The organism is Pantoea sp. NPDC088449 (assembly GCF_044753225.1).
Lineage (GTDB): Bacteria > Pseudomonadota > Gammaproteobacteria > Enterobacterales > Enterobacteriaceae > Pantoea > Pantoea floridensis.
The window spans coordinates 203954-224786 of record NZ_JBIVMT010000003.1; the positions used below are offsets into that span (position 1 = coordinate 203954).

A 20833-nucleotide genomic window follows, 5' to 3' on the forward strand; every position below is an offset into this window, starting at 1 on the left:
ATGTTCAGCACCGTTTTGATTGCTAACCGTGGCGAAATCGCCTGCCGCGCCATCCGCACCTTAAAACGCCTCGGCGTGAAAAGCGTCGCCGTCTATTCCGATGCCGATAGCAACGCGCGCCACGTCAAAGAAGCCGATGTGGCGATCGCGCTTGGCGGCGATAAAGCCAGCGACAGCTATCTGCGCATCGATAAAATCCTCGCCGCCGCGCAGGAAACCGGTGCCGAAGCCATCTGGCCCGGCTACGGTTTCCTCTCGGAAAGCCTGCCGTTCGCCGATGCCTGTGAAAAAGCTGGTATCGCCTTTGTCGGCCCCACCGCGCAGCAGATTGGCGAGTTTGGCCTGAAACACCGCGCGCGTGAATTAGCCGCCAGCGCTGGCGTGCCAATGACGCCGGGCACGCCGCTGCTGAGTTCGCTGGACGAAGCCTTAAGCGCCGCCGACAGCATCGGTTATCCGGTGATGCTGAAAAGCACCGCTGGCGGCGGTGGCATTGGTCTGACGCGCTGCGCCGACGCCGACGCGCTGCGCAACGCGTGGGAGAGCGTGCGCCGTCTTGGCGAGCAGTTCTTCAGCGATGCGGGGGTGTTTTTAGAACGCTGCATCGACCGCGCACGCCACGTGGAAGTGCAGATTTTTGGCGACGGCCGCGGCAAAGTGATTGCCCTCGGCGAACGCGACTGCTCGCTGCAGCGCCGCAACCAGAAAGTGGTGGAAGAAACGCCGGCGCCGAATCTGCCACAGGCCACGCGTGAAGCGCTGCTCTCTTCGGCGGTGCGCCTTGGCGAGCGGGTCAACTATCGCAGCGCCGGTACGGTGGAGTACATCTACGACGCCGAGCAGGATGCTTTCTACTTCCTCGAAGTGAACACCCGCCTGCAGGTGGAACATCCGGTCACCGAATGCGTCACCGGTCTCGATCTGGTGGAGTGCATGCTGCAAGTGGCGGCGGGCGATGCCATCGACTGGGCGCGTCTGCAGCAGGTACCGCAAGGTGCGTCGATTGAAGTGCGTATTTACGCCGAAGATCCGTTGAAAAACTTCCAGCCCAGCCCCGGCGTGCTGACCCACGTCAGCTTCCCGGATGATGTGCGCGTCGATGGTTGGATCGACACCGGCACCGAAGTCTCGGCGTTTTACGATCCGATGGTGGCCAAACTGATCGTGCATGCCGAGACGCGTGACGCGGCGCTAGCAAAAATGCAGCAGGCGCTAGGTGCCACGCAGCTACACGGCATTGCCAGTAACCTCGATTATCTGCGCCAGATCGTCGCCACCGAGGCGTTCCGCAGCGGCAAGGTGTGGACGCGCTTCCTCGACAGCTTCACGCCATCCGCCAGCGTGATTGAAGTGCTGCAGCCCGGCACCTTCAGCAGCATTCAGGATTTCCCTGGCCGCCTTGGCTATTGGGATATCGGCGTGCCGCCGTCCGGCCCGATGGACGATTTCGCCTTCCGCCTCGCCAACCGCATTGTCGGCAACCACGACAGCGCCGCGGGCCTCGAATTCACCCTGCAAGGCCCCACGCTGCGCTTCCATAGCGATGCGGTGATCGCCTTAACCGGCGCCGATTGCCCAGCCGATATTGATGGCGACAGCATCGCCTACTGGCAGCCCGTCAGCGTTAAAGCAGGTCAAACCCTGACGTTAGGCCGCGCCCAAAGCGGCTGCCGCACCTATTTAGCGGTGCGCAACGGCTTCGACGTGCCGGAGTATCTCGGCAGCCGCTCAACCTTCTCGCTCGGCCAGTTTGGCGGCCACGCCGGACGCACCCTGCGCGTCGCCGATATGCTGCCGATCTCCCAGCCGCAGCTGCCGGCCTGCACCACGCCCGCGCCGGTTAGCGCACCGCAGCCGCTCGATCATGCACTGGTGCCGCATTACGGCAGCGAGTGGCGCATTGGCGTGCTGTACGGACCGCACGGCGCACCGGATTTCTTCACTCAGGCGGCGATTGATGAGTTCTTTGCCAGCGACTGGCAGGTGCATTACAACTCCAACCGTCTCGGCGTACGCCTGGTTGGCCCAAAACCCACGTGGACGCGCGCCAACGGCGGCGAAGCCGGTCTGCACCCGTCTAACGTACACGACTGCGAATACGCCATTGGCGCGGTGAACTTCACCGGCGACTTCCCGGTGATCCTGACGCATGACGGCCCAAGCCTCGGCGGCTTCGTCTGCCCGGTGACCATCGCCAATGCCGAGCTGTGGAAAGTGGGCCAGGTGAAACCGGGCGACCGCATTCGCTTCCACCCGATCAGCGCTGACGAAGCGGTGGCGCTGGAAAAAGCCCAGGCGCACAGCGTGGCCACCCTGCGCAGCGCGCATGCACCAACCTTTACCGTGCCATCGCTGGCCGCTAGCGACATCGGCTCCGCCACCCTGCTGGCGGCGTTACCGGCCACGGCAACCACGCCCGCGGCGGTCTATCGTCAGGCGGGCGACAAATATGTGCTGATTGAGTACGGCGACAACGTGCTGGATCTGGCGCTGCGCCTGCGCGTGCATCTGCTGATGAATGCGCTGCGTGAGCGCGCGGTGCCCGGCGTGGAAGAGCTATCACCTGGCGTACGCTCGTTGCAGGTGCGCTACGACAGCCTGATCCTCAGCCAGAAACAGCTGATGCAGCTGCTGCTGGAATTGGAGGCTGGACTTGGCGATGTCAGCCAGCTGAAAGTACCGTCGCGCATTGTCTGGCTGCCAATGGCGTTCGAAGACAGCGCCACGCTCGGCGCGGTGGAGCGCTACAAAGAAACCGTGCGCGCCAGCGCACCCTGGCTACCGAACAACGTCGATTTTATCCAGCGCATTAATGGTTTAGCCAGCCGTGAAGCGGTGCGCGACACGATTTTTGACGCCAGCTACCTGATTCTCGGCCTCGGCGACGTCTATCTCGGCGCGCCGTGCGCGGTGCCGATCGATCCACGCCATCGCCTGCTGAGCTCCAAATACAGCCCGGCACGCACCTTCACCGCCGAAGGCACCGTTGGCATTGGCGGCATGTACATGTGCATCTACGGCATGGATTCACCGGGTGGCTATCAGCTGGTGGGCCGCACCCTGCCAATCTGGAACAAGTTCCTCAAAAACCCGCAGTTCGCCGCCGACGAGCCCTGGCTGCTGCACTTCTTCGATCAGGTGCGCTTCTACCCGGTAACGGAAGATGAGCTGACGCAGCTGCGCGATGACTTCCGCGAAGGCCGCGCCACGGTGCGCATCGAAGAAACGGTATTCGACTTCGCCGCGCATCAGCAGTTCCTGGCCGATCATGCTGCCTCGATTCGTGATTTCCGTCAGCGCCAGTCCGCCGCCTTCGAACAGGAGGTGACGCTGTGGGCGCAGGAAGAGCAGAACGCGCCGCTCACCAGCGAGGAGACGTTGGTGGTGGCCGAAGCCGACGACGATGCGCTGGCGGTGTGCGCCGATATGAACGGCAACATCTGGAAAGTGCTGGTTCAGCCGGGCGACGTGGTGGAGGCCGGTCAAACGCTGATCATCGTGGAAGCGATGAAAATGGAACTGGCGATTGTCGCGCCGCAGGCAGGCCAGGTGAAACGCATTGCCTGCCAGGCAGGACGTCCGGTGAGTCCGGGCGATGCCCTGCTGTGGCTGGAATAAGGAGACGGCATGAACACGAACCCACGCAGCAAAGGTCGCCCTGAAGCATTGGCCGAGAAGGTTTACCAGGCGCTGAAACAGGACATTTTTGAGTTCCGTCTGATGCCTGGCGACCGTTTCAGCGAAAACGAAATCGCCGACCGGCTGGAAGTCAGCCGCACGCCGGTGCGTCAGGCGCTGTTCTGGCTGGAGCGCGAGGGCTACGTCGAAGTGTGGTTCCGCAGCGGCTGGCAGGTGAAGCCGTTCGACTTCGCCTATTTCGAGGAGCTGTACGATCTGCGTACCGTACTGGAGTGCGAAGCGGTGCGCCGCCTGTGCGCGCTGCCTGCTGCGCAGTGCGCACAAACCTTAACGGCGGTGAAAAGCTTCTGGATTGATGCGCTACCGCTGGCCGATGGCAAAGCGGTCTCCGCGCAGGATGAAGCCTTTCATATGGCGCTGGTGGCGGCCGCCGGCAATCAGGAGATGGCGCGCATCCACGCCGAACTGACCGAAAAAATCCGCATCATTCGCCGTCTCGATTTCACCCGCGACGACCGAATCGAGGCGACATACCGCGAACACGCTCAGATTTTACGGGCGATTTTCCAGCAACAGACCGAGGAGGCGCAGCGCATTTTAACCGACCACATCGCCGTCAGTAAGGCTGAGGTCAGAAAGATCACATTGCATATGTTACAGCAGGCTCGACTTCAACCCATTGAATAACAACATAAACACAGTTAGGGGTTTACTGATGAAAAGACGTTCGTTGCTCAAGGCTTTTGCGCTCTCTGCCTCGGTGGCCAGCATGGGCTTTGCCTTTGCCGCACAGGCTGCTGACACCATCAAGGTGGGCATTATGTCCTCACTCTCCGGCACCATGGCGATCTCCGAGACGCCGCTGAAAGACGTGGCGCTGATGACAATCGATGAGATCAACGCCAAAGGCGGCGTGCTGGGTAAAAAGCTGGAGCCGGTGGTGGTGGATCCGGCCTCCAACTGGCCGCTGTTCGCCGAGAAAGCGCGCCAGTTGCTGACGCAGGATAAAGTCGCGGCGGTATTCGGCTGCTGGACCTCGGTCTCGCGCAAATCGGTGCTACCGGTGTTTGAAGAGCTGAACGGCCTGCTGTTCTATCCGGTGCAGTACGAAGGCGAAGAGATGTCGCCGAACGTGTTCTACACCGGTGCCGCGCCTAACCAGCAGGCGATTCCTGCGGTGGAGTACCTGATGAGTGAAGATGGCGGCAGCGCTAAACGCTTCTTCCTGCTGGGCACCGACTACGTTTATCCGCGCACCACCAACAAGATTCTGCGCGCTTTCCTGCACAGCAAAGGGGTGCAGGATAAAGATATCGAAGAGGTCTACACGCCGTTTGGTTACAGCGATTACCAGACCATCGTTTCCAACATTAAAAAATTCTCTGCCGGTGGCAAAACCGCGGTGATCTCCACCATTAACGGCGACTCCAACGTGCCGTTCTACAAAGAGCTGGCGAATCAGGGCATCAAAGCCACCGATATTCCGGTGATCGCCTTCTCGGTGGGTGAAGAGGAGCTGCGCGGTATTGATACCAAACCGCTGGTTGGTCAGCTAGCGGCGTGGAACTACTTTGAGTCGGTGGATAACCCAACCAACGCTAAGTTTGTCGCCGATTACCGCGCCTATGCCAAGGCACACAATCTGCCGAACGCCAATACCGTCGTCACTAACGATCCTATGGAAGCGACCTACGTTGGGCTGCATATGTGGGCACAGGCGGTGGAGAAGGCCGGCACCACGGATGTAGACAAAGTACGCGCGGCGATGGCGGGCCAGACCTTCAAAGCGCCGGACGGTTTCACTCTCACCATGGATAACACCAACCACCACCTGCACAAGCCGGTGATGATTGGCGAAGTGGAAGAGAACGGCCAGTTCAACGTGGTGTGGCAGACCGAGCAACCGGTGCGCGCCCAGCCGTGGAGCCCGTACATCGCGGGTAACGACAAGAAGCCCGATCATCCGGTGAAATCAACGCAGTAAGCCCTCACCCTAACCCTCTCCCGCAAGCGGGAGAGGGAATTGATCGAGCATACATTTGGCAGCATCCCCCTCTCCCTGTGGGAGAGGGCCGGGGTGAGGACATCAGACCGCACCTAACTACCTCCTTCAGGGCCAGAACCATGACAATTCGCCGTTATCTCTGCTGTCTGCTGTTACTGCTGCCCTGGCTCGCCCAGGCGGGCGATGGCGCAGACTTCGCGGCCGCCAGCCGCACCCAACAAGCTGCGCTGCTGCAACAGTGGGCCGCCGCGCCGCAGGCCAGCCGCTTGCCGCTACTCGAGGCGTTGCGCAATGAAACCGTGGTCATCGACCAAAAACAGCAGCCGTTCAGCAAACAGGGCGATACGTTGCAGCCGCTCGACAGCGCGCAACAGCCCAGCGGCGACACGAAAAAGCTGTTTATGAATAATCGGCTGCGCGTAGTAATCGCCAGCGCCCTCGCCGCCCACCAGCTGGTGAGCGAGGACCCCGCGATCCGCTTGCGCGCTGCACAGCAGCTGCAAAACGATGGCGTCGCCGACATGCTGCCACTGCTTGAACAGCGCCTCGCCAGTGAGAAAGACACGCAGGTTCATGCGGTGCTGCTGATGGCGGCGGCAAACCTGCAACTGGCCAGCCCGGATGCCGCGCTGCGCCTCAACGCGGTGACGCTGCTCGGCGAATCCAGCGATCCCAACATGCAGGCTAGTCTTACTCGCTTAACCCAAGCCAGCAATGAACCCGATGCCAAAGTACGCGAGGCCGCCGCCGCCAGCCTGAAGCAGATTAAACAGCGCCTGATGTGGGGCGATCTGCTCGGCCAGGCGTTTACCGGCCTGTCGCTCGGCTCGATTCTGCTGCTGGCGGCACTCGGCCTGGCGATCACTTACGGCCTGCTGGGAGTGATCAACATGGCGCACGGCGAAATGCTGATGCTCGGCGCCTACGCCACCTGGTTTGTGCAGAGTCTGTTCCAGCAGTTTGCGCCGCAGTGGCTGGCCTGGTATCCGCTGCTGGCGCTGCCGGTGGCATTTCTGGTCACCGCCTGCATGGGCATGCTGCTGGAGCGCACCATTATCCGCCATCTGTACGGACGCCCGCTGGAAACGCTGCTCGCCACCTGGGGCATCAGCCTGATGCTGATTCAGCTGGTGCGCATGCTTTTTGGTGCACAAAACCTCGAGGTGGCTAACCCAGGTTGGCTCTCCGGCGGCCTGCAGCTGTTGCCGAATCTGGTGCTGCCGTACAACCGCATCGCAGTGATCCTGTTCGTATTTGCCGTTCTGGGCCTCACCTGGCTGCTGCTAAACAAAACCCGGCTTGGCCTCAGCGTGCGTGCCGTGACGCAGAACCGGGCGATGGCCGACTGCTGCGGCGTGCCCACCGGACGCATTGATATGCTGGCGTTTGGCCTCGGTTCCGGCATCGCCGGGCTCGGCGGCGTGGCGCTGTCGCAGTTGGGCAACGTTGGCCCAGAGCTCGGTCAGGGTTACATCATCGACTCTTTCCTTGTGGTGGTGCTGGGCGGCGTTGGCCAGCTGGCGGGCACTGTCGTGGCGGCGTTTGGCCTCGGCATTCTTAACAAAGTGCTGGAGCCACAGATTGGCGCAGTGCTGGGCAAAATCCTCATCCTCGTGCTGATCGTGCTGTTTATCCAGAAACGTCCGCAGGGGCTGTTTGCCTTCAAAGGGAGGGTGATTGACTGATGAGCCAACCAATGACGTTAACCATGGCGCGTAAAGCGCCGCGGCTGACCCTCAGCCTGGGTGTAGCCATCACGGCGCTGCTGCTGGTGCTGCCGTTTTGCGCCCTGCTGCCCGCCACGCATCCGCTGGCGATCTCCACCTACACGCTGACGCTGGTCGGCAAAATCCTCTGTTACGCCATCGTCGCGGTAGCGCTCGATCTGGTGTGGGGCTACGCCGGTTTGCTGTCACTCGGCCACGGCCTGTTTTTCGCGCTCGGCGGCTATGCGATGGGCATGTATTTGATGCGTCAGGCCTCCGGCGACGGCTTGCCGGCGTTTATGTCGTTTCTTTCGTGGAACGAGCTGCCATGGTTCTGGGCAGGCACGCAGCATTTCGCCTGGGCGCTGTGCCTGATCGTGCTGGTGCCGGGCCTGCTGGCGTTGGTGTTCGGCTTCTTCGCCTTCCGCTCGAAAATCAAAGGCGTCTACTTCTCCATCATGACGCAGGCGCTGACCTACGCCGGCATGCTGCTGTTTTTCCGTAACGAAACGGGCTTCGGCGGCAACAACGGGTTTACCGGCTTCACCACGCTGCTTGGCTTCAACGTCACCGCGACCGGCACGCGCATCGGGCTGTTCGTTGCCACGGTGCTGCTGTTGCTGGTGAGTCTCGGCATCGGCTTCGCGCTGGCACGCAGCAAATTCGGCCGCGTGCTGACGGCAGTGCGCGATGCGGAAAACCGCCTGATGTTCGTCGGTTACGATCCCAAAGGATTCAAGCTGTTTGTCTGGACGCTCTCGGCGGTGCTGTGCGGGCTGGCGGGCGCGCTCTATGTGCCGCAGGTCGGCATTATCAACCCGAGTGAAATGTCGCCGACCAACTCGATTGAAGCCGCAATCTGGGTGGCGTTAGGCGGACGCGGCACGCTGATTGGACCGCTGCTTGGCGCGGCGATCGTTAACGGTGCCAAGAGCTGGTTTACCGTCGCCTTCCCGGAATATTGGCTGTTCTTCCTCGGTCTGATGTTTATCCTGGTCACGCTGTTCCTGCCGCGTGGCGTGATTGGCCTGCTGCGCCGGAGGCGTGATGACTGAACACCTGTTTACCCAGCCTCATCCAGCGGATCGTCATCGTGCGCAGACCGATCCGGTATTGCAGCTGGAGAAGATCAACGTGTCGTTCGACGGTTTCCGCGCGCTGACCGATCTTTCCCTGAAGATCGGCGTCGGTGAACTGCGCTGCGTGATCGGCCCCAACGGCGCGGGTAAAACCACGCTGATGGATGTGATCACCGGTAAAACCCGGCCGGACAATGGCCAGGTGATCTACGACCAGGATACCGATCTCAGCAAAATGTCGCCGGTGGAGATCGCGCGCGCCGGCGTTGGACGCAAGTTCCAGAAACCCACGGTATTTGAAGCGCTCACGGTGTTCGAGAATCTGGAAATCGCGCTGAAAAATGACAAATCGGTGTGGGCCAGCCTGCGCGCCCGGCTGAACGGCGAGCAGCAGGATCGCATTGATGAGGTGCTGAAGCTGCTACGACTCGGCGGCGAACGTCAGCGCCAGGCCGGTTTGCTGTCGCACGGCCAGAAGCAGTTTCTGGAAATCGGCATGCTGCTGGTGCAGGACCCGCATCTGCTGCTGCTGGATGAACCGGCGGCGGGCATGACCGACGCCGAAACCGAGTACACCGCCGAGCTGTTCCGCAGTCTCGCCGGCAAGCATTCGCTGATGGTGGTTGAGCACGACATGGGCTTTGTTGAAACCATTGCCGATCACGTGACCGTGCTGCATCAGGGCCAGGTGTTGGCCGAGGGATCGTTACGCGAAGTGCAGGCGGACGATCGGGTTATCGACGTTTATCTGGGGCGTTAACATGCTGCAAGTCGCGGAACTGAATCAATATTACGGCGGCAGCCACATTCTGCGCGGCCTGTCGTTTGAGACTAAACCGGGTGAAATCACCTGCCTGCTGGGACGCAACGGCGTGGGAAAAACCACGTTGTTGAAGTGTTTGATGGGGCTGATTCCGGCCAAATCCGGCGAGATTCGCTGGCAGGACAAAGTGATTAACGGCCGCAAGCCACACCAGCGCGTGCAGGCTGGCATCGCTTATGTGCCGCAGGGGCGTGAAATCTTCCCGCGTTTAACGGTGGAAGAGAATCTGCTGATGGGGCTGGCGCGCTTTTCTGGCGCGCAGGCCAAAGCGGTGCCGGAAGAGATCTACCAGCTGTTCCCGGTGCTGCGCGAGATGAAAGCGCGCCGTGGCGGCGATTTGTCGGGCGGTCAGCAGCAGCAGCTGGCGATTGGCCGCGCCCTCGCCTGTTCACCAACGCTGTTGATTCTCGATGAGCCTACCGAAGGGATCCAGCCGTCGGTGATCAAGGAGATCGGCGCGGTGATCCGCCAGCTGGCGCAGCGCGGTGATATGGCGATCCTGCTCGTCGAGCAGTTTTACGATTTCGCCGCCGAGCTGGCCGACAGCTATCTGGTGATGTCGCGCGGTGAGATCGTGCAGCGCGGCGCCGGATCCAGCATGGAAGCCGACGGCGTGCGCGGGTTGGTGGCGATTTAGTCGCGCCGTTTAATCGTAGGGTGCGCATTGATGCGCACCTGGTCGCCATGAATGGCGACCCTACGGTTTAATTACAAAATCCCGGTTTCGACGCTGAAGTGGCGCTGCTCGCCGGGGGCCAATTCGATCAACGTTCCCGCGCGCTGCGCCGCCTTGAACCCCTCCGGGCGGCAGGTTGCCGGCAGCACATAGGCAGCGACCTGCTGATCGCGATTATGCAGCATCCAGCGCGTAGCGTGTGGGAAATGCTGGCTGGAGAAGCGCGTCATCAGGGCAAAACCCTGCGGCGAGTGCAGCTCGAACTGCACCTCATCGCCATACTGCTGCAGATCGTCAGCGAAGAATACGATCTCTGGATCGCACATCTCCGGCTGATCCAATGGCTGAAACGCCTGCGGATCGGCCGCCAGCCGCTCGGTATAAGCGCGCCACTGCGGCGTAGGCTTGACGTGTGCCGGGATCGAGGTGCGCAGCTGGAACGCATCCGTCGGGATTGACTGCTGGAAACGGCCCTGCTCAATCCACGCGCTGTTGAGATGGCACATGTACTGCAAGGGCATCGGCGCACCGGCCAGATTGGTGACGTTCATCTCAATGTGCAGCCTTGCCGCATTGGCCTCAAGCCGCACTGCAGGCGCAGCGAGATAATGATGACCGAAGCCCTTCACATATTCGGTTTCGCCTTCCAGCGACAAACGATCGTTTTCCAATACCATCCACGCGCTATCCATACGCGCACAGGCCATTTCGCCGTGCAGCGGATGGTTGTCATCGGCCGCCGGGCAGCCGTTGGCCAACAGCCCGGAGTGGAAAGCAAAGCAGCCGTAGGTATCAATTATCGAACTGCCGAGCAGCGGCTGTTTAAAGCTGTGCCCCATCGTGAGCGAATGCCCATCAAAATGGGCGTCCCATATCATCTGGCCGTAAAACGGCAGCACGATCACCGTGCCGCGAGGGTTGCTGATGCGCACCGCTTCCACGCCCGCCGGGTAGCGAAACAGCTCAACGTGAAAAGTCTCGTTGCGTAGCAGCGTACTCGGTGTTTCCTGAAACTGTTCCCGACGTAACGGTAAACGGGTTTTCATGGCATCTCCTCGACTAAACGACCGACCGCTTCCGCCTGCTTTTTATGGCGCAGCTCACCCCAGAAGAAGAAGCCAACCCAGGCAAAACACAGCAGTGATACGCCAAAGGCCAGCTGCATCGATCCCAGATGATCGGAAACAAAGCCCTGCAGCGCGGGAATAAAGGCGGCACCGACAATCGACATCACGATAAACGCACCAGCAACTTCAGTGTATTTGTTATCGACAGTCGCCAGCGTACCGGCATAAATGGTCGCCCAGCAGGGACCGAACAGCGCGCTGACAAAGATGGCGGCATACACGGCAGTAAAGTTCGGCACAAACATCACCCACGCTAGCGTGATCACGCCGAGTACCGAGTAGGCAATCAGCACTTTTTCCGCGCGGAAACGCGTCATCAGGAAGTTGGCCACAAACTTGCCGATAAAAAAGCCGATAAAGCTATAAATCATGAAGTTGGAAGCATGACGTTCGTTAGTTGCGCCGAGCGTCAGCGCCAGACGAATGGTGAACGACCACACCGCCACCTGCATGCCGACATACAGAAACTGGGCCAGGATGCCGCGTTTAAAGTGACGATTGGAGGCCAGATAGCGGAAGGTTTCGCCGAGCGACGGCAATGATTTTTCGCTGCTTTCTGGTTTACAGCGCGGATAGCGGGTGAACAGGAACAGCAGCATCACCACCACCAGCACCATAACCAGATATTTGTACGGTTCCAGCGTGTGCTCCAGCATGGAAAGGCGGAAGGCATGCGCCTGTTCAGCGTTCATGCCCGCCAGCTGGCTTGCCAGACTGTCGCCATCCTGGAACACCAGATATTTGCCCAGCACGATGCCCATTAAAGCACCCACGGGATAGAACGTCTGGCTGATGTTGAGCCGCAGCGTCGCGTGATCGCGATGACCAATCATCGAGCTATAGGTATTGGCCGCCGTTTCCAGAAAACTCAAACCAATGGCGATGGCAAAAATCGCCGCAAGGAACATGGTGTAAGTCGCCATGTGTGAAGCGGGATAGAACAGCACGCAGCCGACGATATACAGCGCCAGACCGAGCAAAATCGCCAGTTTGTATGTCGCTTTGCGGATCACCAGCGAGGCCGGAATGGCAATCAGGAAGTAGCCGCCGTAGAACGCGCTCTGCACCAGCGCGCTGGCGAAGTCGCTCAACGCGAATACGCTTTTGAACTGGGTGATCAGGATATCATTCAGGCTCGCCGCACAGCCCCACAACGGGAACAGGCACGAGAGCAAAATGAACTGGAACAGCGGCGTTTTATTCAAATAGCCATCAGATTGCTGAACAATGTTCGTTTGCATAACTCGACCTCAATGAACGTTGAGAAAACGCTGGAAGGTTTCCGCGTCGGGATAGGAGCGCTGCGTGCCGCGACCGGTCACGCTGCAGGCGGCATAGGCGGAGGCTTGTACCATCGCGCCCGCAATATCGCCGGTTTTCACCAGCGCCTGTGCAAAGCAGCCAATGAAGGCATCGCCCGCGCCGCTGGTGTCCACCGCGTTAACAGCGGTAGGTGCCACGTGATGCAGCTGGTCGCCAGACATCCACAGCGAACCGCGGCCGCCGAGCGTGATGATCAGGTTTTTCAGCCCGCGTTTGAGCAGTGATTGCCCCGCCAGTTGCACTTCTTCATCGGTGTTAACCGGCATACCGGTGAGGATCTCCAGCTCGGTTTCGTTCGGCATGAAAAAGTCGCATTTACAGGCGTAGTCAATATTGAGATCCGCCACGGCGGGTGCCGGATTGAGGATCACGTTGATATCGTGCTGGCGGGCAAAATCAAAGGCGTAATAGACGGTTTCCAGCGGGATCTCCAGCTGGAGGATGATAAGCCTACAGGCTTTCAACGCGTCGGCGGCGGCATCGATATCGGCTGGTTTCAGCTGCTGGTTGGCTCCTTTGATAATCAAAATGCGGTTTTGTGATTGATCGTCGACGAAAATCGGCGCGACACCGCTCGAGGTACCGGGCGCGGTCGTTACAAAGCGCGTATCAACGCCCTGCTGTTGCAGATTGGCTACGGTGTTCGGCGCGAAGAGATCGTCGCCAACTTTGCTGACCATCATGACGCTCGCCCCCATTTTCGCTGCCGCAACCGCCTGATTCGCACCTTTACCGCCACAGCCAATGGCAAAATCGGGGGCTTCCAACGTTTCCCCTGCTTTAGGTAACTGATTGGTATAGGTAATGAGGTCAACCATGTTTGACCCAATGACCGCGATATCCATTTTTTTCTCCCGGTAAATTTTCAACGCCTAAATGTTATAAAAATCACAATATCAGGTTAATAAAGTTAATTATGTGATAAATTTCACACCTCAGAGTTGCCAATAAAAGCCGAAAAACAGCCAAACATTCATGGAATGGAATGTTATTATTCTAACAAAGCAACATCATTAAGAAGTAAGCCAGCCGGTGAGCGAAGCGCGGTGATTACGGATTTGCGTGGCGTTTGCGGGGCGATCTCATTACAGGTAAGATTGAAAACCGACCTGCGAGATAGGTCGCAACTGATTAAAAACTGTGAGATTTATCGTGATTTTTGACCAGGCAACTTCGACTTCAGGATTCATAACGCAGAGATGATCATGGAAACCCGGCGCGACGAACGTATTCACAAGTTGGCTCAGGCGTTAAAACGCACTGATAAACTGCACCTGAAAGACGCGGCGCAGCTACTGGGCGTTTCAGAAATGACCATCCGCCGTGACCTTACCGAACCCGCCTCAAGCGTGGTGCTGCTAGGCGGTTATATTGTTAGCGATCCGAAAAACCACGCTGGCCACTATTTCATTTCCGATCAACATGGACAAAATGCCGCGCGCAAGCAGCGCCTGGCGCAGGCCGCGGCGGACCTGATCGGTGAAAATGACACGGTGTTTTTTGATTGCGGCACCACGCTGCCTTACATCGTCGATGCGATCCCAGATGGCCTGCCCTTCACGGCGATTTGCTGCGCCATGAACACCTTCCTGGCGCTGAAAGAGAAACCGGCCTGCAATGTGATCCTTAGCGGCGGCGAGTTTCATGCTGATAATGCGCTGTTTACGCCGATTGGCGCACATTCGATCCTCGACGATCTCTGCCCCACGCTGGCCTTTATCTCCGCAGCGGGGATCGACCATGAACAGGGCGCAACCTGCTACAACATCAATGAACTGGCGATGAAGCACCATGCCATGCTGCGAGCGCGCCAGCGGGTGCTGGTGGCCGACAGCAGTAAGTTTGGCAAAGTGCTGCCGGCACGGATTGGCGACCTGCGCGGTTTTGATTTGCTGGTGAGCGACAGCGCACCGGAACCGGCGCTGAAGAACTGGCTGGCGCAACATAACATCCCACTGCGCCTGCCATAAGTTTATAATTCCTGTATTTTCAATAATCTGCTCACGATCCATACCCTAAATAATTCGAGCTGCAGCAAGGCGGCAAGTGGGTTCATCCCCAGGAGCATACATAAGTATGTGACTGGGGTGGACACACGCAGCCAACGCCGCTGCAGCTCGAAGTATGACGGGTATGAATAAAGGGGGAAAACGGCTAAACTTCTGCATCAGTTGTCCACCACTCACAGACCAAAAGGCTCATAACAACGTGGCTCAATTCGTCTATAGCATGCATCGCGTCGGCAAAGTCGTTCCGCCGAAGCGTCACATCCTGAAGAATATTTCTCTTAGCTTCTTCCCTGGAGCAAAAATCGGCGTCCTCGGCCTAAACGGTTCCGGTAAATCGACGCTGTTGCGCATCATGGCCGGTATCGATACCGATATCGAAGGGGAAGCACGCCCGCAGCCGGGCATTAATGTTGGCTATCTGCCGCAGGAACCGCAGCTGAACCCGGAACACACCGTACGTGAATCCGTGGAAGAAGCGGTTTCCGAAGTGGTGGGTGCGCTGAAGCGCCTTGATGAAGTCTATGCGCTGTACGCCGATCCGGATGCCGATTTCGACAAGCTGGCCGCCGAGCAGGGCCGTCTGGAAGAAGTGATCCAGGCGCATGATGGTCACAACCTTGATACGCAGCTGAACCGTGCGGCCGATGCGATGCGTCTGCCAGACTGGGATGCCAAAATCGCCACCCTTTCTGGTGGTGAACGTCGCCGCGTCGCGCTGTGTCGTCTGCTGCTGGAAAAGCCAGACATGCTGCTGCTCGACGAACCGACCAACCACCTGGATGCGGAATCCGTGGCGTGGCTGGAACGCTTCCTGCACGACTTCGAAGGTACCGTTGTGGCGATCACGCACGACCGTTACTTCCTTGATAACGTTGCCGGCTGGATTCTGGAACTGGACCGCGGCGAAGGTATTCCGTGGGAAGGTAACTACTCTTCCTGGCTGGAGCAGAAAGATCAGCGTCTGGCGCAGGAAGCCTCTTCTGAAGCTGCACGTCGCAAATCTATCGAGAAAGAGCTGGAGTGGGTGCGTCAAGGCGCGAAAGGCCGTCAGTCGAAGGGCAAAGCCCGTCTGGCACGCTTTGAAGAGCTGAATAACACCGATTACCAGAAGCGTAATGAAACCAACGAACTCTTCATTCCACCTGGCGCGCGCCTCGGCGACAAAGTGCTGGAAGTGACCAATCTGAAGAAATCGTATGGCGATCGCGTGCTGATCGACGATCTGACCTTCTCCGTACCAAAAGGCGCGATTGTCGGCATCATCGGTCCGAACGGCGCAGGTAAATCCACGCTGTTCCGCATGATGTCAGGCCAGGAGCAACCCGATTCTGGCACCATCGAGCTGGGCGAAACCGTCAAGCTGGCGTCGGTTGATCAGTTCCGTGACGCGATGGACAATTCCAAAACCGTATTTGAAGAAGTCTCTGGTGGCCAGGACATTATGCGTGTCGGCAATACCGAGATGCCAAGCCGTGCTTACGTTGGCCGCTTTAACTTCAAAGGCACCGATCAGGGCAAACGCGTCGGTGAGCTGTCAGGTGGCGAGCGCGGTCGTCTGCACCTCGCGAAACTGCTGCAAGTGGGCGGCAACCTGCTGCTGCTCGATGAACCGACCAACGACCTCGACATCGAAACCCTGCGCGCGCTGGAAAACGCCCTGCTGGAATTCCCTGGCTGTGCCATGGTGATCTCGCATGACCGTTGGTTCCTCGACCGCATCGCCACCCATATCATCGATTATCAGGATGAAGGCAAGGTGGAGTTCTTCGAAGGTAACTTTACCGAATACGAAGAGTACAAGAAACGCACTCTCGGCGCCGACGCGCTCGAGCCAAAGCGTATCAAGTACAAACGTATGGCGAAGTAAGGGTTATTACGTGAAAAAGGCGCCGACTGGCGCCTTTTTTATGGCTGAATTAACTGCCCAGCATCTGCTTCACCAACTCTACACAGCGCAGGAAGCGCGCATCGTAGTCATCCTCTTTTACGTGGACAAACTCAATATTGTTTTCGCGCAGCATGGTGATGAGCATCGTCTGGAACTCACGGCGATCCATTGAGCTGCCGAGGCTGCGTAAACCATCCGCCACCCACGGCACATTGTTCTCCAGCAGAATCACCAGATCGAAACGGTATTCATCAATCAGCGCCTGCACAAACGGATGTTCACGCCCTTCGTACTTGAGGCAAAACGCCTGCGTGGTGATGAAGTCAGTATCAATAAAGGCGACTTTGCTGGCGTATTTCACCGCGAAATCGATGTACTGCGCCTGTCCCAGCGCGATTTTGTCGTAGTCGGAATACTGTAACGCCATCTCATCGCCGCCGAGGTGCGAGAAGACATAGTCGCGGCCATATTCCCACGCGCTGGTGGTATTGAAGATGTTTGCCAGCTTGTTCACCAGCGTCGATTTACCGCTCGACTCGCCGCCCAGCACCGCCACGGTGCGCACGAAGAACGGCTTCACTTCGGTAGGAATGTATTCCCAATAGCGGAACGGATCCTGGCGAATCTGACCACCGCTGATGTTCATAAACGATCGATTAGGATCAACCACCACCGCCGGAATGCCGAGGTGCTGCTCATACATCGCGGCATCAGGTTCTTCGCTGGTATAAACACAATTCGGCTCTATGCCCTGCTCAGCCAGAAACGTTTTAACGCCGCCGCTCCACACGTCCCAGCCGTGCGGATAAGGTTCAATGCCTTCCTCATTAAACGAGTGGATGCGGATATTTTTCTGGTATTTGAAGGTTTGCAGCAGCCAGCGCAAACGATCGCTGATGGTCGGCTGCTGTGACATAGCGCTGTTTTCAAACAGTTCACGATCGCGCGGATCGTCGTGGCCCATAATGATATGCAGTTCATCCACCTGGCTACAGGCGCGCTGGATCAAATAGATATGGCCGGTGTGCAGCGGATAAAATTTACCGAATACCACGCCAACGGTTTTGTCGCGACGGGGAAATTCCAGCCCCAGAAAACGGTGTAACGCTTCCAGCTTCTGCGCGCTCGGGCTTTTGATTTTGGCGTTGAGCAGTTGGCTTAAGTAGCCTTTGGTCATTCCGCTGGCATCGGCAACCTGCTGCAGCGTGTGGCCTTGCTGGCGAATGGCTGTTTTCAGGTAGTCAAACGATGACATTTAGTGCCTCCTGCGTGGAATAAAGGGCGGTGCGGCCTTTAAGACGGCGCGCATAAATTCGCACCCTACGAATGTAGGGTCGGCATTCATGCCGACCGGTAAAACTTACAGCTCATCCAGAATCGCCAGCGCATCCGCCAGCTTCTTCGCGCTGTACACCTTCATCCCTTCTACCGGCTTTTTCGGTGCGTTACCGGCCGGGACAATGGCGCGCTTAAAGCCGTGCTTTGCCGCTTCAGCAATGCGCTCCTGGCCGCTCGGCACCGGACGAATTTCGCCCGCGAGTCCGACTTCGCCGAAGATCACCAAGTCTTGCGGCAGCGGACGATCGCGGAAGCTGGAGACCATCGCCATCAAAAGTGCTAAATCGACGCTGGTTTCGGTGACTTTTACCCCGCCGACCACGTTGACGAATACATCCTGATCCGCCATCTGCAACCCGCCGTGGCGATGCAGCACCGCGAGCAAAATAGCCAGACGATTCTGCTCCAGACCTACCGCCACGCGGCGCGGATTGCCCATCATTGAGTGATCGACCAGCGCCTGAATCTCCACCAGCAGCGGGCGCGTGCCTTCCCACAGCACCATCACCGAACTGCCCGAGGTGATTTCATCACCGCGTGACAGGAAAATGGCCGACGGATTGCTCACTTCACGCATGCCCTGCTCGGTCATGGCGAACACGCCGAGCTCATTCACCGCACCAAAGCGGTTTTTATGGCTGCGCAAGGTACGGAAACGTGAATCAGCATCACCATCCAGCATCACCGAACAGTCGATGCAGTGTTCCAGCACTTTCGGGCCGGCTAGCGAACCATCTTTGGTGACGTGGCCGACCATAATGATCGCCACGCCGCGCGTCTTAGCGAAACGCGTCAGGTACGCGGCGGTTTCACGCACCTGCGCTACGCTGCCCGGCGACGACTGGATCTCCGCCATGTGCATCACCTGGATCGAGTCGATCACCATCAGTTTCGGCTGTTCCTGCTCGGCGATCAGGCAGATCTGCTCAATGCTGGTTTCCGACAACATATTCAGATTTTCGGTCGGCAATCCCAGACGATGGGCGCGCATCGCCACCTGTTGCAGCGACTCTTCGCCGGTGACGTACAGGGTTTTCATCCCTTCCGCCAGCTTGCACATTACCTGCAGCAGCAGCGTCGATTTACCGGCGCCCGGATTACCGCCAATCAGAATGGCGCTGCCCGGCACCACGCCGCCGCCCAGCACGCGATCGAACTCTTTGAAACTGGTAGAGAAACGCGGCAGGGCTTCGAGACTGATTTCCGATAGCTTCTGCACGCGGCTAACGCCCGCGTTGCCGCCGGCATAACCGCTTAGACGCTCGTTACGCGCCGCCGCAGGCGAGGCGGCAATGCGCACCTCGGTGATGGTGTTCCACGCATGGCAGGCGCTGCATTGCCCCTGCCAGCGCGGATAATCAGCGCCACATTCGTTACAAACGAAGGCGCGTTTTGCCGCTTTGGCCAAATCAAATCCTCAGTTAACGCTCTTCGTGAATCAGGCTGCCGGTCAGGATGCAGAATACGCCCATCAGGTCAGCATGGCGGATGATGATTTCCGTCTGCTCATTCACTTTAGGTTTAGCATGATACGCGATACCCAGCGCCGCCGTTTTAATCATCGGCAGATCGTTAGCGCCATCGCCAATCGCCACGGTTTGTTCCGGGGCAATCTCAAAGCGTTGTGCCAGATCGTTCAGGGTATCGGCTTTAAATTGAGCATCGACAATCTGTCCCAGCACCTGGCCAGTCAGCTTGCCGTCGCGAATTTCCAGCTCGTTAGCGACTGCCGCAGCCAGATGCAGCGTTTGACGCAAGTAGTCGGCATAAAACGTGAAGCCGCCCGAGGCAATCGCCACCTGCCAGCCCAACGCCTGCAGTTTCTGCACCAGCGTGGTTAAACCCGGCATCAGCGGCAGCGCATCACGCACCTGCATCAGGATATTGGGATCGGCGCCCGCCAGGGTGCCCACGCGCTCGCGCAGACTGGCTTTGAAATCGAGTTCGCCGCGCATCGCGCGTTCGGTGACGTCCGCCACCTGCTCGCCGCAGCCCGCCAGTTTAGCGATCTCATCGATGCACTCAATCTGGATAGCGGTGGAATCCATGTCCATCACCAGTAAACCTGGCGTTTTCAAATGCGGGATCTTACCGAGTGGCGCCACGTCGAAACCGGCTTCGTGTGCCAGTTTGCTGGCGCGCGGCGTTAGTGAACCGGCTAACCGTACCACCTGATACTCATCGACATTCCAGGCGCTGACGATCACCATCGCCGCACCGAGCTTGTGCTGGTAATCGGTCAGGGTTTGTTTATCGAGCCCGCGCCCATACAGCAGCCAGCCAGTCCGACCGGCACGGTAATCCAGCGGCATCACTTCATCACCGCTGAGGGAAAGGGGTAGACCCGGCCAAAGTGAAACATCGGCGGGCAGATCGCACCAGGTAAGACGATTTGGCATTACAGCTCCTGTAGGGACAACAAAACCACGCAAGAGGCTACCTTGTCTGCGCGGGTTCTGGCAACATAATTGCCAGCCTTTCTGCTGTTACATCACACGGGTTTCTGATGGTTAAAACCGCACTGAAATTTCGCCTGCATCGCACGGTGATTGTTCTTATCTCGCTGGCTCTATTAGTGGTACTGATGCAAGGCGCATCCTGGTTTAGCCTCGGCCACCAAATGGCGCGATCCGAACAGGTTGAAGAACTGGCGCACACGCTGACCAGACAAGTCGCTTTCAGCCTTAAACCGCTGATGGACAACAGTGATGATAACCGTGCGCAGATTGCTGCCATCCTCAATCAAATGACCGACAGCAGCCGCATTCTGGATGCCTCGGTTTATGCTGACGACGGCAGCCTGGTGGCACACAGCGGCGAGAGCATTAATGTGCGCGACCGTCTGGCGCTGGATGGCAAACGCGCGGGCAGCTACTTCAACCATCAAATCGTGCAACCACTGGAAGGCAAAGAGGGCCCGCAAGGTTTTCTGCGCGTCACGCTGGATACCCATGTGTTGGTGACGGAATCCCGCCAGGTGGATAACACCACCAATATCCTGCGTTTGATGATGTTACTGGCGCTGGCCATCGGTATTATCCTGACGCGCACCCTGCTGCGTGACCGCCGCACCCGCTGGCAGCAATCACCGTTCCTGCTTACGGCCAGCCGCACGGTGAAAGAGGATAAAGAGAAAGAGGAAGAAGAAGCGGCGGCCTCAGAGACAGAAAAAGGGCGTTAACAACATCGGCGGTTTTACCTCATCTGAACGCTTCATGAA

Annotated in this window: 16 protein-coding genes; 10 read left to right on the forward strand and 6 right to left on the reverse strand. The window is 58.5% G+C overall.

What is annotated here, in order from left to right; all coding sequences use genetic code 11:
• The 7 genes from uca to urtE all read left to right on the forward strand — a co-directional run bounded on the left by uca (nucleotide 1) and on the right by urtE (nucleotide 9889).
• A complete protein-coding gene (gene uca / locus ACIP6T_RS15425; RefSeq protein WP_400458017.1) occupies nucleotides 1–3618 on the forward strand; it encodes an urea carboxylase in 3618 nt (1205 codons plus the stop codon).
• Between the two features lie 9 nt (nucleotides 3619–3627).
• Nucleotides 3628–4326: a GntR family transcriptional regulator gene (locus tag ACIP6T_RS15430; RefSeq protein WP_400458018.1), complete on the forward strand. Its 699-nt coding sequence runs from the start codon at nucleotides 3628–3630 to the stop codon at nucleotides 4324–4326.
• 28 nt (nucleotides 4327–4354) lie between these two features.
• A complete protein-coding gene (gene urtA, locus ACIP6T_RS15435; protein ID WP_400458019.1) occupies nucleotides 4355–5623 on the forward strand; it encodes an urea ABC transporter substrate-binding protein in 1269 nt (422 codons plus the stop codon).
• A gap of 140 nt (nucleotides 5624–5763) precedes the next feature.
• Nucleotides 5764–7329, forward strand: coding sequence for an urea ABC transporter permease subunit UrtB (gene urtB / locus ACIP6T_RS15440; protein ID WP_400458020.1), 1566 nt, complete (start codon nucleotides 5764–5766; stop codon nucleotides 7327–7329).
• On the forward strand, nucleotides 7329–8405 hold the full coding sequence (urtC, locus tag ACIP6T_RS15445) for an urea ABC transporter permease subunit UrtC (protein WP_400458021.1): 1077 nt from the start codon (nucleotides 7329–7331) through the stop codon (nucleotides 8403–8405). Before urtB ends, urtC begins: the two co-directional genes overlap by 1 nt.
• The gene (gene urtD, locus ACIP6T_RS15450; RefSeq protein ID WP_400458022.1) at nucleotides 8398–9189 is read left to right on the forward strand and encodes an urea ABC transporter ATP-binding protein UrtD; all 792 of its coding nucleotides are present in this window, start codon (nucleotides 8398–8400) and stop codon (nucleotides 9187–9189) included. Before urtC ends, urtD begins: the two co-directional genes overlap by 8 nt.
• A 1-nt stretch (nucleotide 9190) precedes the next feature.
• The gene (urtE, locus tag ACIP6T_RS15455; RefSeq protein WP_400458023.1) at nucleotides 9191–9889 is read left to right on the forward strand and encodes an urea ABC transporter ATP-binding subunit UrtE; all 699 of its coding nucleotides are present in this window, start codon (nucleotides 9191–9193) and stop codon (nucleotides 9887–9889) included.
• 71 nt (nucleotides 9890–9960) lie between these two features.
• On the opposite strand, the gene ACIP6T_RS15460 is transcribed toward urtE, so the two are convergent.
• From ACIP6T_RS15460 to rbsK, 3 genes are read right to left on the reverse strand one after another with little or no spacing between them, the layout of a single operon-like run.
• Nucleotides 9961–10974 (reverse strand): aldose 1-epimerase family protein, encoded by a 1014-nt coding sequence (locus tag ACIP6T_RS15460; RefSeq protein WP_400458024.1) that lies wholly within the window; start codon nucleotides 10972–10974, stop codon nucleotides 9961–9963.
• Nucleotides 10971–12296, reverse strand: a complete 1326-nt coding sequence (gene fucP, locus ACIP6T_RS15465) for an L-fucose:H+ symporter permease (protein ID WP_400458026.1) — start codon at nucleotides 12294–12296, stop codon at nucleotides 10971–10973. Before fucP ends, ACIP6T_RS15460 begins: the two co-directional genes overlap by 4 nt.
• Nucleotides 12297–12305: 9 nt before the next feature.
• Nucleotides 12306–13223 carry a ribokinase gene (gene rbsK / locus ACIP6T_RS15470; protein ID WP_400458027.1) on the reverse strand — a complete coding sequence of 306 codons (918 nt, stop codon included), beginning with the start codon at nucleotides 13221–13223 and terminating at the stop codon, nucleotides 12306–12308.
• Between the two features lie 360 nt (nucleotides 13224–13583).
• On the opposite strand from rbsK, the gene deoR reads away from it, so the two are divergent.
• Together deoR and ettA are read left to right on the forward strand one after the other, a co-directional pair.
• Nucleotides 13584–14348 carry a DNA-binding transcriptional repressor DeoR gene (deoR, locus tag ACIP6T_RS15475; RefSeq protein WP_097097599.1) on the forward strand — a complete coding sequence of 255 codons (765 nt, stop codon included), beginning with the start codon at nucleotides 13584–13586 and terminating at the stop codon, nucleotides 14346–14348.
• A gap of 238 nt (nucleotides 14349–14586) precedes the next feature.
• A complete protein-coding gene (ettA, locus tag ACIP6T_RS15480; RefSeq protein WP_097095007.1) occupies nucleotides 14587–16254 on the forward strand; it encodes an energy-dependent translational throttle protein EttA in 1668 nt (555 codons plus the stop codon).
• A gap of 49 nt (nucleotides 16255–16303) precedes the next feature.
• Here the strand turns inward: ettA and nadR are convergent, their stop codons facing one another.
• The 3 genes from nadR to serB form a co-directional block, all read right to left on the reverse strand.
• A complete protein-coding gene (gene nadR, locus ACIP6T_RS15485; RefSeq protein WP_097095008.1) occupies nucleotides 16304–17530 on the reverse strand; it encodes a multifunctional transcriptional regulator/nicotinamide-nucleotide adenylyltransferase/ribosylnicotinamide kinase NadR in 1227 nt (408 codons plus the stop codon).
• Nucleotides 17531–17635: 105 nt separating this feature from the next.
• Nucleotides 17636–19021: a DNA repair protein RadA gene (gene radA / locus ACIP6T_RS15490; RefSeq protein WP_345827314.1), complete on the reverse strand. Its 1386-nt coding sequence runs from the start codon at nucleotides 19019–19021 to the stop codon at nucleotides 17636–17638.
• A gap of 13 nt (nucleotides 19022–19034) precedes the next feature.
• Nucleotides 19035–20012, reverse strand: coding sequence for a phosphoserine phosphatase (gene serB / locus ACIP6T_RS15495; RefSeq protein WP_400458028.1), 978 nt, complete (start codon nucleotides 20010–20012; stop codon nucleotides 19035–19037).
• A 107-nt stretch (nucleotides 20013–20119) separates the two neighbouring features.
• Between serB and ACIP6T_RS15500 the strand changes: the two genes are divergently transcribed.
• A complete protein-coding gene (locus tag ACIP6T_RS15500; RefSeq protein ID WP_400458029.1) occupies nucleotides 20120–20794 on the forward strand; it encodes a YtjB family periplasmic protein in 675 nt (224 codons plus the stop codon).
• Nucleotides 20795–20833 lie beyond the last annotated feature (39 nt).

Bases quoted from the DNA above. Each gene is read 5' to 3' on its own strand.
- uca (WP_400458017.1), top strand. From the start codon at position 1: ATGTTCAGCACCGTTTTGATTGCTAACCGTGGCGAAATCGCCTGCCGC.
- ACIP6T_RS15430 (WP_400458018.1), top strand. From the start codon at position 3,628: ATGAACACGAACCCACGCAGCAAAGGTCGCCCTGAAGCATTGGCCGAG.
- urtA (WP_400458019.1), top strand. From the start codon at position 4,355: ATGAAAAGACGTTCGTTGCTCAAGGCTTTTGCGCTCTCTGCCTCGGTG.
- urtB (WP_400458020.1), top strand. From the start codon at position 5,764: ATGACAATTCGCCGTTATCTCTGCTGTCTGCTGTTACTGCTGCCCTGG.
- urtC (WP_400458021.1), top strand. From the start codon at position 7,329: ATGAGCCAACCAATGACGTTAACCATGGCGCGTAAAGCGCCGCGGCTG.
- urtD (WP_400458022.1), top strand. From the start codon at position 8,398: ATGACTGAACACCTGTTTACCCAGCCTCATCCAGCGGATCGTCATCGT.
- urtE (WP_400458023.1), top strand. From the start codon at position 9,191: ATGCTGCAAGTCGCGGAACTGAATCAATATTACGGCGGCAGCCACATT.
- ACIP6T_RS15460 (WP_400458024.1), bottom strand. From the start codon at position 10,974: ATGAAAACCCGTTTACCGTTACGTCGGGAACAGTTTCAGGAAACACCG.
- fucP (WP_400458026.1), bottom strand. From the start codon at position 12,296: ATGCAAACGAACATTGTTCAGCAATCTGATGGCTATTTGAATAAAACG.
- rbsK (WP_400458027.1), bottom strand. From the start codon at position 13,223: ATGGATATCGCGGTCATTGGGTCAAACATGGTTGACCTCATTACCTAT.
- deoR (WP_097097599.1), top strand. From the start codon at position 13,584: ATGGAAACCCGGCGCGACGAACGTATTCACAAGTTGGCTCAGGCGTTA.
- nadR (WP_097095008.1), bottom strand. From the start codon at position 17,530: ATGTCATCGTTTGACTACCTGAAAACAGCCATTCGCCAGCAAGGCCAC.
- serB (WP_400458028.1), bottom strand. From the start codon at position 20,012: ATGCCAAATCGTCTTACCTGGTGCGATCTGCCCGCCGATGTTTCACTT.
- ACIP6T_RS15500 (WP_400458029.1), top strand. From the start codon at position 20,120: ATGGTTAAAACCGCACTGAAATTTCGCCTGCATCGCACGGTGATTGTT.